The sequence below is a fragment of the Pantoea agglomerans genome (assembly GCF_021397715.1).
GTDB lineage: Bacteria > Pseudomonadota > Gammaproteobacteria > Enterobacterales > Enterobacteriaceae > Pantoea > Pantoea astica.
Map to the genome: position 1 here is coordinate 2,906,659 of NZ_CP090207.1, position 15,840 is coordinate 2,922,498.

The 15,840-nt window shown below is 53.2% G+C and carries 8 protein-coding genes, 1 pseudogene and 1 CRISPR repeat array; of the genes and pseudogenes, 6 read left to right on the forward strand and 3 right to left on the reverse strand.

What is annotated here, in order from left to right:
* The first annotated feature begins 306 nt into the window (after window positions 1–306).
* A complete protein-coding gene (locus LZU96_RS13755; RefSeq protein WP_233984818.1) occupies window positions 307–1,140 on the forward strand; it encodes a hypothetical protein in 834 nt (277 codons plus the stop codon).
* Entirely contained in the window at window positions 1,086–2,099 is a 1,014-nt protein-coding gene (locus tag LZU96_RS13760) for an AIPR family protein (RefSeq protein WP_233984819.1), read from the forward strand. The genes LZU96_RS13755 and LZU96_RS13760 overlap by 55 nt, the downstream gene beginning before the upstream one ends.
* Before the next feature lie 236 nt (window positions 2,100–2,335).
* On the opposite strand, the gene LZU96_RS13765 is transcribed toward LZU96_RS13760, so the two are convergent.
* Both LZU96_RS13765 and bglX read right to left on the reverse strand, forming a co-directional pair.
* On the reverse strand, window positions 2,336–3,211 hold the full coding sequence (locus LZU96_RS13765) for an oxygenase MpaB family protein (protein WP_233984820.1): 876 nt from the start codon (window positions 3,209–3,211) through the stop codon (window positions 2,336–2,338).
* Between the two features lie 87 nt (window positions 3,212–3,298).
* Window positions 3,299–5,596, reverse strand: coding sequence for a beta-glucosidase BglX (gene bglX / locus LZU96_RS13770; protein ID WP_233984821.1), 2,298 nt, complete (start codon window positions 5,594–5,596; stop codon window positions 3,299–3,301).
* Between the two features lie 156 nt (window positions 5,597–5,752).
* On the opposite strand from bglX, the gene dld reads away from it, so the two are divergent.
* The 4 genes and pseudogenes from dld to LZU96_RS13790 form a co-directional block, all read left to right on the forward strand.
* Window positions 5,753–7,456, forward strand: coding sequence for a D-lactate dehydrogenase (dld, locus tag LZU96_RS13775; protein WP_233984822.1), 1,704 nt, complete (start codon window positions 5,753–5,755; stop codon window positions 7,454–7,456).
* A gap of 288 nt (window positions 7,457–7,744) precedes the next feature.
* On the forward strand, window positions 7,745–9,142 hold the full coding sequence (gene chiP, locus LZU96_RS13780) for a chitoporin ChiP (RefSeq protein WP_233984823.1): 1,398 nt from the start codon (window positions 7,745–7,747) through the stop codon (window positions 9,140–9,142).
* A 47-nt stretch (window positions 9,143–9,189) separates the two neighbouring features.
* Window positions 9,190–11,841 (forward strand): beta-N-acetylhexosaminidase, encoded by a 2,652-nt coding sequence (locus LZU96_RS13785; protein WP_233984824.1) that lies wholly within the window; start codon window positions 9,190–9,192, stop codon window positions 11,839–11,841.
* 350 nt (window positions 11,842–12,191) lie between these two features.
* A CRISPR array of direct repeats spans window positions 12,192–12,552; the repeat unit is 30 nt; unit sequence CGGTTCATCCCCGCTCGCGCGGGGAACACC.
* 234 nt (window positions 12,553–12,786) lie between these two features.
* A pseudogene (locus LZU96_RS13790) lies at window positions 12,787–13,124 on the forward strand (IS4 family transposase); the annotation flags it as partial.
* Between the two features lie 76 nt (window positions 13,125–13,200).
* Here LZU96_RS13790 and LZU96_RS13795 read toward each other — a convergent pair.
* Entirely contained in the window at window positions 13,201–15,645 is a 2,445-nt protein-coding gene (locus tag LZU96_RS13795; RefSeq protein ID WP_233984825.1) for a DUF3772 domain-containing protein, read from the reverse strand.
* Between the last annotated feature and the right edge of the window lie 195 nt (window positions 15,646–15,840).

Below are 15,840 nucleotides of genomic sequence, written 5' to 3' on the forward strand. Positions count from 1 at the left end.
TTTGCGAGGCAGATGAGAGAAAGTTAGGTTGATGAGAAAATGAACCTCATGAATTATGTGGTGCCATTAAATATACGTTTAAACGTGCTTTGGGCAGTTATACGTTCGAAGTACGCTATAAGACAATGAGCACGACGACAGCAGCTAATAGGCTAATTAAAAAGCGGGTAGACTAAAATTTCTAAATTTTGCCTTATATCCATAAAAAATCACTTATCAGTTATGAATTCTAATGATTTACTTACATCAATGAAAATTAATTGATAATATCCAGTTGATATTAAATGAATAAGGAATAGTTCTAAAATGACGATTGTAACTGACATTTCCCCTAGTGCGAATGCAGCACCAGCCTCAGCAACAGCAGGAGTTCAAGCCAAAAGGATTGGAACTACTTTAAGGGAACGCTTTCAAAATCACATTCATAAACGTGAATGCAGCGATCAAACCTCACCACAATATAACGAAAAGATGGCAAGTAGAGCTATTGCTGCGTTTGCAGTTAGTTGCCATGGTGGTGTTGATGACATTTTAGCCGGTTCTTCTGTTTGTGATAGCTCTCAAGATGGGGGAATTGATGCTATTTATGTTTCTCATGTTGATAAGTTACTTATCGTAGTTCAGGCAAAATTCAATCAGAATGGACAAAGTACATGGAACACAGCTGATTTCCTAAGATTTAAAGATGCATGTTCAAAATTGCAAAGGCAAGAATATGAAAGATTCGACAGCCAGCTTCAAGCAATATCGTCGGACATAGATGTTGCTCTGGATTCTATGGACTATAAATTTTTATTCGTTATGGCTCACACTGGAAAAACTGGTGCGGCTGACGAGATACTTAGTGATATGCAGGCATGGCAACAAGAACTAAATGAAGCAGCCTGTGTAGATACAACCTCTATTAATCCCAGTGATTACCCATTCCAAGTTCATATTTTTTCTGCTGAGGATATTACCAATGCTATTCAAGGTCAGTCTTTATCTGCAATAAACCTTCAGGATGTAGAGCTTTCTGAATATGGAAAAATATCGGATCCATATGAAGCGTATTTTGGAATTATTACAGCAGATCAAGTCAGTGAATGGTGGGAAAATCACGGTCAACAATTATTTTCAAAAACATTAGGAACATACTAGGAAATACAGATGTTAATGAATCTATAAAAAAGACAGCAATTAGCGCCCCTGAAAACTTTTGGTTTTATAACAATGGGATAACGGTATTAGTTAAATCAGCTAATTCCCATCGTCGTAATGTATCAACAGATCGAACCCGTGGTTTATTTTCTTTTTCTGATATCAGCATAATTAATGGAGCGCAAACAGTAAGCTCGCTAGGCATTCTGGCGAAACAGAAAACCATTGACGATGAATCCCTAAGAAAAGTAAAAATACAAGCTAGATTTATAGTCATAGAAGATGCAGGTATCGTTCGTAGCATTACTCGCGCGAACAATCACCAAAACAGAGTATTAGGTAGAGATTTTGCGTCTCAAGAAACTGAGCAGAACAGATTAAGTAAAGAGCTAATTATTGATGGTTATACTTACCAGTTACTTAGAAATAACGAAAACACCATCTTTTCAAATAATGTAATAACAATTGACGATGCATTAAACTCATTGGTTTGTGCCGGAGGTACGGCTAGTAATATTGTAACACTGAAATCACAGCGTGGTAAGTTTTTTGAAAACCTTGAGGGTGCTTTATATCGTTCCGTATTTAACTCATCGGTATCAAGCGTACGGGTTATAAATACAGTAAAACTTCAAAGAGTTATAGAAAGCAAAATAGAAGAGAAATCAAAAAACATAAATAAATTACGAGACAAAAAAATATACGGCATATTAACACATGGCAACAGATATATGAGCGCTATGGTTTTTCACGAACTCCCAATATGGAAGTCCACAGACATTATCAATATTGATGAAAGCATAGTTACTACTATATTCAATTCTATACTCAGTAGAACCGAATTATTCATAACAAATAATCATGATGGTGCTTATCTGGCACGATTATTTACCAATGTTGAAAAAACTCATCACATGATGTCAGCATTAAAGAAACAGAATTCAAACGTGGCAACATAATAAATGGCAGAATGCCATGCTTAAATTTAGAAAGTAAAAAAGCCTAATTAATATTTTCATACACAATTTTAAATTCCCGTTAGCGTTCTCACCGGATCGACGGGAATTTAGCATTGCTTTTTAAATCCCCTTCTTAAAAAACCATTCGGCATTGAATCAGACAGCCTTAAAAAGGTGATTACAAGACTGAGCATTTCACTATTTTACGGCTTCGCTAAAACTAATCTTAACTCCCCTCACCCCGGATCTCGCCCCATCCTGACCATCGCCCGATACCAGGCGCCGCGCTGAATCGACCATCTCAACCCGACGGCAATCGCCGCGATCTGCTGATCGATCATCGCCTGCTGAAAGCGACCGGTTTCGCGCCCGGACATCGCCTGCGCCCAGTCCGGCATCAGGCCAAAACCTGACTTCAGCATCACCTTCATCACCGGTCTGGCCTGCCAGCTTGGGGCGGGCGCGTTCATCAGCAGGCGCGTCACTTCCGCCGTGCGCTGATCAAAGCGCAGCTCCGGACGCATCTGTTGCAGGTAATCGGCAACATCGAGGACGCTTTTCGGCACCTTCTCCGCGCCCAGCGCTTCGGCGATCAGCGCGGCTTCCTGATAATAGCGATCCTGATCGGCGCGACTGAGACGCGGGTTTTTGTAGCGCAGATGAGCCGCCAGAAAGCGGCTGGTTTCTGCTACGTGAACCCAGGTCAGCAGATGCGGATCGCTGGCCGCATAGGGTTTACCGGCGCTGTCGACGCCGCTGACTTTAAGGTGAATCCGCTTTACCCGTTCAATCAGCGTATGGGCATCCTGAGTGTTACCAAAGGTGGTCACCGCGATAAACTGGCTGGTGCGGCGCAGGCGGCCCATCATATCCTGGCGAAAATTGGAGTGGTCCCAGACGCCCGCCAGCGCTGCCGGGTGCAGCATCTGTAACAGCAGTGCGCTGATACCGCCGCACATCATCGAGGTAAAATCACCGTGGACCTGCCAGATAACGCTATCCGGGCCAAACAGGCCGGGATCGCCGGGCGGCTGAGAAATATCGAATTCATTCAGCGACAGGCCGTTAAGGCGAAACACCTGTTGCTGGATGCGGTCACGCAGATTAATCATGAGCACTCTGATAACGGAAAGGAGGCGGCGCGCCGTTGCTGCCGGCGCGCCGCGCCACCTTCCCTCAGAACGAGGGAAGGTGAACGGTTATAGATAGTCGAACTGGGCGTGCTGGGTACGCGCTGAATCCAGCCCGATCATCACATTGAATTTACCCGGTTCCGCCACCTGCTGCATCTGCTGGTTCCAGAACTTCAGCGCATCGACATCAATCTTAAAGGTCACGGTCTGTGACTCGCCCGCCTTCAGCATGATGCGTTTAAAGCCGCGCAGTTCCTGCACCGGACGGCTGATGGAGGCGACCGGATCGTTCAGATAAAGCTGCACCACGGTGGCACCGTCACGCTTGCCGCTGTTGGTCACCGTAACGCTGGCTTCGATGCTGCCGTTACGCGGCATGGTCGGCGATGACATTTTTACCGGCGACACGGTGAAAGTGGTATAGCTCAGACCGTAACCAAACGGATAGAGCGGGCCGTTGGCCGCATCATAGTAATGCGAGGTATATTTGTTCGGCTTCTCCGGGTTGTACGGACGGCCGGTCGGCAGGTGGTTGTAGTAGATCGGAATCTGGCCCACCGAGCGCGGGAAGGAGACCGGCAGCTTGCCCGACGGATTGTAATCACCGAACAGCACATCAGCGATAGCGTTACCGCCTTCGGTGCCGCTGAACCAGGTTTCCAGCACCGCATCAGCCATCCGATCCTCATTCACCAGCGCCAGCGGACGACCATTCATCAGCACGATCACCAGCGGTTTGCCGGTGGCTTTCAGCGCCGCTAACAGTTTCTGCTGGCTCGGTGGGATCACCAGATCGCTGCGGCTCGACGCTTCATGCGCCATCCCCTGCGCTTCACCTACCGCCGCAACCACCACATCTGCCTGCTTCGCTTTGGCAACCGCGTCATCAATCAGCTGCTGCGGCGAACGGGGATCGACCGATACCGCCTGTTCATACAGGTTTAGGAAATCCTGAATGCCTTTGTTGTCGGTAATATTGGCCCCTTTTTCATACAGCAGCGTCGCTTTGCCCGCCGTGGCATTGCGCATCCCCTGCAGCAGCGAAATGGATTGTTTCGCCACGCCAGCGGCTGACCAACTGCCCATGATGTCGCGCTGGCTGTCTGCCAGCGGACCAATCAGGGCAATGGTGCCCGATTTCTTCAGCGGTAAGGTTTCCAGCCGGTTTTTCAGCAGCACGATACTTTTGCGTGCCACATCGCGTGCTTCGGCCCGATGCAGGCGACTTTCAGCATTGGTATCCTGCGGATCGCTCTCTTTCGGACCCAGATGGCTGTAGGGATCGTTAAACAGTCCCATATCATATTTGACGTTGAGTACGTGACGCGCCGCATCGTCAATTTCCGCCATGCTGACCGCGCCGCTCTTCACCAGATCGGGCAGGTATTTGCTGTAATATTCGTCGCTCATGCTCATATCGACGCCCGACTTCAGCGCGATACGCACCGCATCCTGTGGATCGCTGGCAACGCCATGCTTGATCAGCTCTTTGATCGCGCCGTGATCGCTGATGGTGATCCCTTTAAATTTCCATTTATCGCGCAGCAGATCTTTCAGCAGCCAGCCATCGGCGGTAGCCGGGACACCGTTGATCGAGTTCAGCGCCACCATCACGCCGCCACTGCCGGCATCCAGCGAGGCTTTATAGGGCGGCAGATAATCCTGGAACATCCGCTGTGGGCTCATATCCACGGTGTTGTAATCCCGCCCGCCTTCCACCGCGCCATACAGTGCGAAGTGTTTGACGCTGGTCATGATGTTATAGCGATCGGCCGCGCTTTTGCCCTGCATCGACTGCACCATGCTGCGGCCCATTTCGCCGGTCAGGTAGGTATCTTCGCCAAAGCCTTCTGAGCCACGACCCCAGCGCGGTTCACGGCTGACATCGACCATCGGTGCCCAGGTCATATTCAGGCCATCGTCGGCCGCTTCATAGGCGGAAACCCGCCCTACTTCTTTCACTGCGTCCAGATCCCAGCTGGCGGCCAGGCCGAGTGGGATTGGGAAAATGGTGCGCTGGCCGTGGATCACATCGTAGGCGAAAAACAGCGGAATTTTCAGGCGGCTGAGCTGCATCGCCTGATCCTGCATCGCACGGATATCCTGACGGGTTACGGTATTGAAAATCGCGCCAACCTGACTTTTCTTAATCATCTCCCGGATGACTTCTTTTGGATTATCAGGCCCGACGCTGATTAAACGCAGCTGGCCGATCTTCTCATCCAGCGTCATTTTTTTAAGCAGATCGTTGACGAACGCATCCCGCGCCTGCTCGGTCATCGGGTGGTTACCTGGCATTGTCTCAGCCAATGCCGGTTGCATCGCGAGGGAGACAGCGAGACTAACAGAGTAAATCCATTTCATCAGGTTGGGTTCTCTTAAGTAACTGCGCAATATCGAATAAACAGGCGGCAGTGTGCCACAAGAAGAGAATAGCAGGTAGCCTGCCGGTGTCACACTGCGTTGCAGCGAGTTGACGTGCTACAGTAATGACGCACTGATAAGACAAGGGAATTGCCCATGAAACAGACCTCTGCCCTGCTTTCTGACTTACGCCGCCTGGTCGGCCCTGCGCATCTGCTTACCGAACCTGAACAGACCGCCCGCTACCGTAAAGGCTTTCGCTCCGGCGAAGGCGACGCGCTGGCGGTGGTGTTTCCTGCCACGCTGCTGGAGCTGTGGCGGGTATTGCAGACGCTGGTCAATGCCGACGCCATTATTCTGATGCAGGCGGCGAATACCGGCCTGACTGAAGGCTCGACGCCGCACGGCGACGATTACGATCGTCCGCTGGTGATCATCAGTACGCTGCGGCTGGATAAGCTCCAGTTAATTGATGACGGCAAACAGGTGCTGGCGTTTCCCGGCAGCACGCTCTATCAGCTGGAAAAAGTGCTCAAACCGCTGGGACGCGAGCCGCATTCAGTGATTGGATCGTCCTGCATTGGTGCCTCGGTGCTGGGCGGAATTTGTAATAATTCCGGCGGGTCGCTGATCAAACGCGGCCCGGCCTACAGCGAAATGGCGCTGTTCGCGCAGATAGATGCCCAGGGCAAACTGCGGCTGGTTAACCATCTTGGCATCGATTTAGGGCATTCACCGGAAGAGATTCTGGGCCGGCTGGATGACGATCGCTGGCAGCAGAGCGATGTCCTGCATGATGGCCGTCACGCCTCCGATCATGAATATGCCGACCGGGTTCGTGAAGTGGATGCGGATACGCCCGCCCGCTATAACGCCGATGCGCGTCGCCTGTTTGAAGCCTCCGGCTGTGCCGGTAAGCTGGCGGTCTTCGCCGTGCGTCTCGATACTTTCGCCAGCGAACCGCAGCAGCAGGTGTTCTATATCGGTACCAACGATCCCGACGTGCTGAGCGACATTCGCCGCCACATGCTGGCGCACTTCAGCAATCTGCCGGTAGCGGGTGAATATATGCACCGCGATATCTATGACATCGCCGAAGTCTACGGCAAAGATACCTTTCTGATGATCGACAAGCTGGGCACCGACAAGATGCCGCTGTTCTTCACGCTGAAAGGTCGTGTGGATGCCTGGCTGAGCAAGCTGTCATTTATCAAACCGCACTTCAGCGATCGCCTGTTGCAGCGCCTGAGCCGCCTCTTTCCGGCGCATCTGCCTGAACGAATGAAGCAGTATCGCGACAAATATGAACATTACCTGATGCTGAAAATGTCCGGCGACGGCGTGGCTGAAGCGCGTAACTATTTACGCGATTACTTTCGCGAAGGCGGCGGCGAATTTTTTGAGTGTGATGGGAAAGAAGGTGCCCATGCTTTCCTGCATCGTTTTGCCGCCGCAGGCGCCGCGGTGCGCTATCACGCGGTGCATGCGGATGAGGTGGAAGATATTCTGGCACTGGATATCGCATTGCGACGCAATGACCCTAACTGGTTTGAAACCCTGCCCGAGGCGATAAAAAACTCACTCAGCCACAGCCTCTACTACGGTCACTTTTTCTGTCATGTGTTCCATCAGGATTACATCGTCAGAAAAGGCGTTGATGCTCATCAGCTGAAAGCGCAGATGCTGGAGATTTTACAGGCGCGCGGGGCGGAGTATCCGGCGGAGCACAACGTCGGTCATCTCTATCAGGCCAAACCGCAGCTGGCGGCCTTTTACCGGCAGCTCGATCCCACTAACAGTTTTAATCCGGGGATTGGCAAAACCAGTAAGCATAAGGGATGGGCAGTGAAGCAGGTTTAATCGCCTTATCAGTCAGCCTGCTTATCTGAGCAGGCTGATTGTCACACAACCGGGAAGTCCGTTCGCACCGCCAGCCTCCCGTTGCAGCAGCCCTGCCAATAACTAACATCTTTATCAGAATATTAATTTCCCCTCCCATATTGCACCTGCTTTATTTTATCTCATCGGGTTCTGCGCAATAGTTCACAAAACACCCTGCCGCCAATTGATATTTCGCGTCGCGAAAAATAGATTGTCGCCATAAAAATTCATAGCAAGCATCTTAAATTCATTCAGGGAAGAGTGGTCATGCGAAAAATTAACTACGCGTTAACGTTAATTGAAATAGCCACCGTAATAATTGCGTCAACAGCAATAAGTTCATCACCGGCTTACGCCAGCGGATTTATTGATGACTCGTCGCTAAAGGGAAATGTTTTTTACTGGCAGCGTCAGCGAGATCGCAGAGACACCGATCCCACCAGTGAATATCAGGGGCAGTATCGGGCTAATTTACATCATGCCTCGCTCAACAGTAATCTCGACTATCAGTCAGGCTATGTCGGGGAGTGGATTGGTCTGGACCTCGCGATTTTCGGTGCTGCTGAGCTTTCCAACAGCGGCCCCGCCGCACCCAATGAAATTGGCTTCAGTAAGGCGCGTACCCGCTGGGATGAAAAGTGGAATGGCGACAGCGGCGGTGCTTCTGTTTATAAAGCCGCACTGAAATTAAAATATAACGATTACTGGTTGCGCGCCGGGTATATTCAGCCAACCGGCCAGACAATTATTGCGCCACACTGGAGTTTCTTACCCGGAACCTATCGCGGCGTCGAAGTCGGTGCGCTGTATGATTTCCAGCAGGCCGGTGCATTATCACTCTCCTGGATGTGGAGCGACAAATATAAAGCGCCCTGGTATCGTGACTTATATGATTTTCGTCAGGCTGATGGCAAAACGCCTGTCAGCTATCTGCATTCGTTCGGCATGAAATATGACTTCAAAAATAATCTGGTGCTTGAGGGCGCTTTTGGCCAGGCGGCGGATTATATGGATCAATATTTCGCCAAAGCCTCGTGGTCAGCCACGCCAAACGGCAATGCACTTTACACCAGCTATCAGTTTTACGGGGCGCACGACAAAGTAGCGGGCGGTGCCGCTAATCCCCGTGATGTCTATGACGGCCTGGCCTGGTTACAGGCGATCACTGTCGGCTACACCGTCGGCCCGGTTGATCTGCGACTCGAAGGCACCTGGGTTAAAGCCGAAGGGAATCAGGGCTTCTTTTTACAACGTATGACGCCGGGTTACGCCAGCTCCAACGGACGACTGGATATCTGGTGGGATGCCCGTTCCGACTGGAACGCCAACGGTGAAAAAGCGATTTTTGCCGGTGCCCTGCTCGACTTAACGCCCTGGCAGCTGGCGGGCTGGAAAGTGGGCGGCTCCTGGGTCTGGGGCTGGGACGCCAGACCCGCCACCCAGCCTCAGTTTGACCAGCGTCAACGGCTGACCGAGTCTGCCTGGAACCTCGATCTGATCTACCAGATTCAGCAGGGCCGCGCTAAAGATACGCTGATTAAACTGCACTACACCCGTTACGACAATCACAGCAATCTGCCCAGTTACAGCGGGGGCTACGGCAATATTTTTCAGGACGAGAAGGATATCAAGCTGATGGTGATCGCACCCTTTACCCTGTTCTGACCCACGCCGCTGACCGGGATCTCTCTAGCCGAAACAAGGATGATGACATGTTAACCCAACGTTTTTTTGCGCTCAGCCTGCTGAGCGTTGCCCTCTCCAGCGCTGCCAGTCCGTCGGAGCAGTCGCTGGTAAATCAGATCAGCCAGTTTGGCGTGACCTATCAGGTGAAGGATAATCTGGCCGCCCTGCACGGGGTCGACTGCGCAGCATTAGGGGCAGACTGGGCGGCCTGTAATCGCGCCACCATTACCCTGACCAACCACGGTCCGGCGCTGACGGACAAACACTGGGCCATATATATGAGCAACGTCCATCAGACGCTGCGGGTGGATAACGACCAGTTTAAGATGACCCATATAGTCGGTGATTTAACCCGTCTTGAGCCGACCAATAAGTTCACCGGCATCGGGGCTGGCGAGTCGGTAGAGATTCCGATCGTGAACGAGTACTGGCAGCTGTTTATCACCGATGTGATGCCGCGCTGGTATGTCACCGCCGGTCAGGCAACGCCACAAATCATTGCCAGCACCGACAGCGAAGATCTCAGTAAGTTTGTGCTGCCGTTTGGGGATAACTGGCGACGCAGCGCGGATGACCACAATGTCCTGATGCAGCCCGTCAGCCGCTTTGATAAAAACAGCGATATCACGCCTCTGCCCGCTTCGGCCTTACGCGGTCAGATCAGCCCGACGCCGCTTGAGGTTAAACTTCATCCGCACGATGCCTCACTCAGCCGCGGCGTCACGCTGTCGCTCAACGGGCTGAGTACCGCTACGCGCCAGGCGGTTGTTCAGCGCTTTGAACAACTGGGGGTCCAACAGCGCGCGTCGGGCTATGCGATTACCAGTGACATCCGGCCTGGCTATTTCAGCGGCGCACTGGCCAAATCCGGTGCTTACCGGCTGAATATCAACGCCCGCAGTGCCAGCATCGTCGGCTACGATGCCGCGGGAGCGTTTTATGGGCTGATGTCGATTCTCTCCCTGATCCCTGCTGACGGCACCCCGCAGATCGCCACGCTGGATGCGACAGATGCGCCCCGCTTCGCCTATCGCGGTGCCTTTCTTGATGTGGCACGCAACTTCCACAGCAAGCAGGCGGTATTGCGGCTGCTCGATCAGATGGCGGCATGGAAGATGAATACCTTCCATTTTCACCTGAGTGATGATGAAGGCTGGCGGATTGAAATTCCCGGCCTGCCGGAATTAACCGAGGTGGGCAGCCAGCGCTGTCACGATCTCACTGAACAGCGCTGCCTGCTGCCGCAGCTCGGTTCGGGGCCGTTCAGTGACAACAACGGCAGCGGCTATTTCAGCCGCGCCGACTACATCGAGATTGTGGAGTATGCGCAGGCGCGCCATATCACCGTTATCCCGGAGATCGATATGCCCGCCCATGCGCGTGCGGCAGTGATCGCCATGGAGGCACGCTACCAGCGACTGATGCATGCCGGGCAACCCGATCAGGCCAGTGCATATCGCCTGATCGATCCGACGGATGACTCTAATACCACCTCGGTACAGCTCTACGATCGCACCAGCTATCTCAATCCCTGCATTGATGCTTCCCAGCGCTTTGTCGACAAAGTGATCGGTGAAATTCAGGCGATGCACCGCGAAGCGGGACAGCCGCTGACCACCTGGCATTTCGGGGGTGACGAAGCGAAAAATATTCGCTTCGGGCCGGGCTATTCCGACCGCCACCAGCCTAAGCCCGGCACCGGCCTGCGCGACTGGCAGCAGGAAGATCGTCCCTGGGCTAAATCGCAGGTTTGTCAGGCGCTGATCAACAGCGGAAAAGTCAACGATCTGGCACATCTGCCAAGCTATTTTGCGATGACAGTCAGTGCGATTGTTCAGCGTCACGGTATCGGCAAAATGCAGGCGTGGCAGGACGGTTTAAAAGATGCCAAAGATGCGCGTGCGTTCGCCACCCCACGCGTGGCGGTCAATTTCTGGGATACGCTCTACTGGGGCGGTTTTGACAGCGCCAGTGACTGGACACAGAAAGGCTATGATGTGGTGATTTCCAGCCCCGACTACCTCTATCTCGATTTCCCCTCAGAGGTCAATCCGCAGGAACGCGGCTACTACTGGGGCACCCGCTTCAGTGATGAACGCAAAATATTTGCCTTCGCCCCCGATAACCTGCCGCAGAATGCTGAAACCTCAACAGATCGCGACGGTAACGCTTTCAGCGCTAAATCGGATAAGCCGTGGACCGGTGCCTATGGTCTTTCCGCGCAGCTTTGGAGTGAAACCGTGCGTACCGACCCGCAGATGGAATATATGATTTATCCCCGTTTGTTTGCGGTGGCAGAGCGCAGCTGGCATCGTGCCAGCTGGGAGCTGGACTACCGGGCCGGACGGGAATTTATCGGCGGGCAGACCCGTCTGGTGGATCGTCATGCGCTCCAGCAGGACTGGCAACGCTTCGCTAACCTGCTGGGACAGCGTGAGCTGGCGAAGCTGGACAAAGCCGGTATCGCTTATCGGCTGCCGGTGCCGGGCGCGAAAATTGTCGCAGGCGTGCTGGCGATGAATGTTGCGTTGCCTGGTGTGACGCTGGAATACAGTCTGGATAACGGCACACACTGGCAGCGGTACGATGCCGCTCAACCACCGCAGGTGAGTGGCGCAGTACAGGTACGTTCGGTCAGCGCCGATGGGCTCCGCAGCAGCCGGGTTGAGTCACTGTAAAGCAGAGGGACAGCACGCGGCCGAGGTGCGGTCTGGCAACGTCAGGCCGGATTTATTAGCCCAGGCGGCCAGGCCGGTAAACCGCGATAAAAAAAGGCCAACGTTTGTCGTAATGCTCGTCAGTTAAGGAAATAAGGTCCGAGAGTTCGGGCCTGACCTGCTCCCCGTTAATGAAGTACAACCGGGCTGAAATCCTGATCCCTTCTCTCCCTCGCTAAGCTTTCCTGCGAATTTATATTCATTGATATATTTAACTGACTGTAATCAGGCTTAAACGCGGGCTTTTTTAGAAAGATGACTTTTCACTCTATGTGTTGTTAGCCGTAACGGGCTTCTTATCATATTCAGACCGGTTTATCCCCGCTCGCGCGGGGAACACGGCGATCCTGGAGGATTATAAAGCCGCTCCGGCGGTTTATCCCCGCTCACGCGGGGAACACTGATGCGGCCAACGTTCGGGGAACACTCGCATAATTTTGCCTGCGTCAGCCCCTCCGCCGGTTCATCCCCGCTCGCGCGGGGAACACCCATTGGTCGCGGTCCTCTCCCAGGATGACGACGGTTCATCCCCGCTCGCGCGGGGAACACCAGTCATCCGGCTGCGCGGAGCCGTACTTTTGCGGTTCATCCCCGCTCGCGCGGGGAACACCGTTCATGGTTCTGATGCAGCAGGGCGGGCAGCGGTTCATCCCCGCTCGCGCGGGGAACACTCTAAAATTATCCGTTTGATTACTAACTACTTTTCAGTCAACGCTAATTCTACCGAATTTTACACCCAGACTTAACCCAAATGCACACTAATGCATCAGCACAAAATTCAGGCAAAAAAAGCGCCCATACAGGGTAATGCTGATCAGTTAAGGGTCACCTGAACGATCCAGTAGCTCTGTAAGAATCCGGAAATGCTCACCTGTTTCCGGATTTTTATGCACCCTGGACAGGCACTTGAGAAGTCAAAAGCCGGAGCTTGTGGAGCAGGAACTGTAAGGTGCCTCACTGGCTTATAATCTGTTGAGATATCAGATAATTAAAATGGCGGAACAGCTGAAAGGAGACTGGCCGAATCAACTGAGCTTCTCAGAATCCTGCGGAATGGCCATGAGAATGCGGATGACCCTGCAGGGCGCTTCACCAGGCCGTATACCGAAACTGATGCGTGATCTTGCAAGTATGAGAGAACGGGTGAAGTTACCGACAAGAAGGGAAGGGCCTTCCCGAAGGTGGTAACGGAGAGGCCCTGGAAATACACTACAGCCCCGAAAAAGGGCCAGTCAGTTGCTTAACTGACTGGCATTACGACGTTTGTCGGCCTCAGGATCATGCAATCAGAAGCATGACATCGGGATCGGGAGATTCGCGTTACGACAGTAGCTTCTCTTCTTCGCTGGCCGCCACCGCCTGCTGGCGTCGTTCAATAATCATGGTTTGCGGCGTCGAGAGCAGTATCCCCTCTTTGCGCAGACGCGTCAGAATATCAAACAGCAGGTCGCTCTTCGCGCCAGCGATCTGGCGCTGCCCGGCCACGTTGCCGGTCACGCTCAGTACAATCCCTTGCTGGGTCAGATCTTTGAACGACACCGACGGCTCTGGCGTCTCCAGAATACGTTCGTTTTCGTTGTAGACCTCCAGCAGGATATCGCGCACTTTAGAGGGATCGATATTCAGCGGGAAAGTGAGCGTGATCGTCACCACGCCCTGCGCATTGCCCATGGTGGCGTTACGCACGTTCTGCGAGATGAACTGCGAGTTCGGCACGATGACGGTCGATTTATCGCCTAACTGAATTTCGGTGGCGCGCACGTTAATCCGGCGGATATCCCCTTCAATACCGCTGATGGTCACCAGATCGCCCACTTTTACCGGACGTTCCGTTAACAGAATCAACCCGGAGATAAAGTTCTTCACAATCTCCTGCAGGCCAAAACCGATACCTACCGACAGCGCGCTGACAATCCACGCCAGTTTGTTCCACTGCAGGCCCATGATCGACAGCGTCAGCAGAATAATCAGCACGAAGCCGATGTTGCTGAACAGCGTCACCAGCGACACCCGCATCCCCACGTCCATGGTGGTTTTCGGCAGGAAATCGTTGTCCAGCCAGCGGCGTATTGAACGCAGCACATAGATGCCGACGATCAGGCAGATTATCGCATTCACCATATGCGCCGGTACGATATTCAGGGATTCAAGTCCTTTACCGCCCCAGAACTCGATCACTTTTTGCAGCAGCTCAATCGGCGTTGACGAGGCAAAGGTCCCATTGACCAGCGCCAGTGCCACAACCAGCACCAGAAAGGTTTTGCCGATGGCCGTCAGCAGCGTAGCCGTTTGCTGCAGATGACGCTCATTGATGTTAAGCGAACTCTGAATGCGACGACCGGTTGCGTTACTGGTCGAGAACAGGCTCTCACAGCCATCGTTGAGCAGATGACTGAGGAAGTAGAACGAACCAAACAGCAGGCCGCACCAGATTACTTCATAACTCAGGAAGCGTGCCAGCGTGACGTAACCAATGAGCAGCGACACCAGAATGGCGATGCCGGTCAGCGTCAGGCCCATCTGGATCAGTCCGACCAGCGTCGATCGCGCTTCCGGTGGTGTGCCCGCCTGCGTCATGCGACGACGAACCCGATTGGTGCGCATACTGATCGCCAGCGCGGTACTGCCAATCAGCAGTGCCGTCAGGCCGTTGGCAAAAATAGTGGTATTCAGGCTGGTGCCGACGCTGTAGTTAAACGACTCGACCGTCTGAAAGATAAACACCAGCACGGCGGTAATGGGTGGAAAGGGTTTTAACGCCATCGCCACTTCATTAGAGATGGTCGGTAACCGCCAGCTGGGCCTGCGGGTAGAGAGGAAAGCGCGTCCCAGCCCGGCAATCAGGCCACAAAAGACGCTGAGCCGAACCAGTTGATCCACGAAGTCCTGAACATTTTCAGAAACCTCATCACGGCGGGTAAAGGCCAGGGCGATAAAGTTAAAGGTGAGGACGACAGCCGCCAGGGTGGTCAGGGCGATTGCAGCCGCCAGGAAACTGCGACGTAACTTCCCTTCCGGCAGTTTGTGAATGCTGACCCAGGCCAGAAACTCTTCGCTGTAACGACGGCCGACCGTCATCACTAACAGCGCAGCCAGCAGCCAGAAGACACTGCCCACGCGCCAGCCCGGCTCCCATGAGAGTACCGCGGTGTCCTGCAGCTCCTGCAGGAATTCACCGATTTTCTCGCCATCCAGGTCCTGACTATTGAGCAGCGGTGACCAGAAACGCGGCCCCAGAATGGTGCCGGAGTTCAGCGCCAGCTGGCTTTTTAACTGGTCACGACGCAGGTTAGTAATCTGCGAGGAGAGCGTCAGTGCGCCATTTTTAATGCCTTCGGCCTGTTTGATCTGGTCGTCGAGTTTGCTTTTCTGACTTTCCAGCGCGTTACGCTTGCGCGTCACTTCCGGCGTCTCTTTTACGCCGCTGTCAGCCTTGGGTGCCGGCCCCAGTACCTGCAACTGGGCGTCCAGTTGCTGGCGATCGGGGATCAGCGCCTGTCCCAGCGTGTCGGCATTACCAGAGAGCTCAAGCGCCATTTCATTGAGCTGAGTCAGCTTGTTTTCGCCAGCATCGACGGAGACCTGACTTTTGATTTTATCGAGGATCTTCTGCATTTTCGGCAGTTCAACCGCGGCATTCAGCTTCGGCGGAGCGTCCTGGTCCTGAGCAGCACTGGCCGTATCATCCGCGGCCAGCGTCAGCGCCGGGGCAAATGCCACCAGCGCCAGCATTAACAATGCAAAAAAGGATCGTAGCTTAAACATATGAGTAAGATTCCGGCAGCTTAAATCAGGCGATCGTCCCTCGCCAGTCGCGCGTAGTGTAGGGCTTTGCAAGGGATGGCAATATAGGAATAACGGGCATTTTTCGGGTTAACGTCGGGCGGCCAGAGAGGTAAAAATGGCTTTACGCCTCTGACCGCGTTTTCCCGATGTCCTGCTCAGCCTGCAGGCAATGCC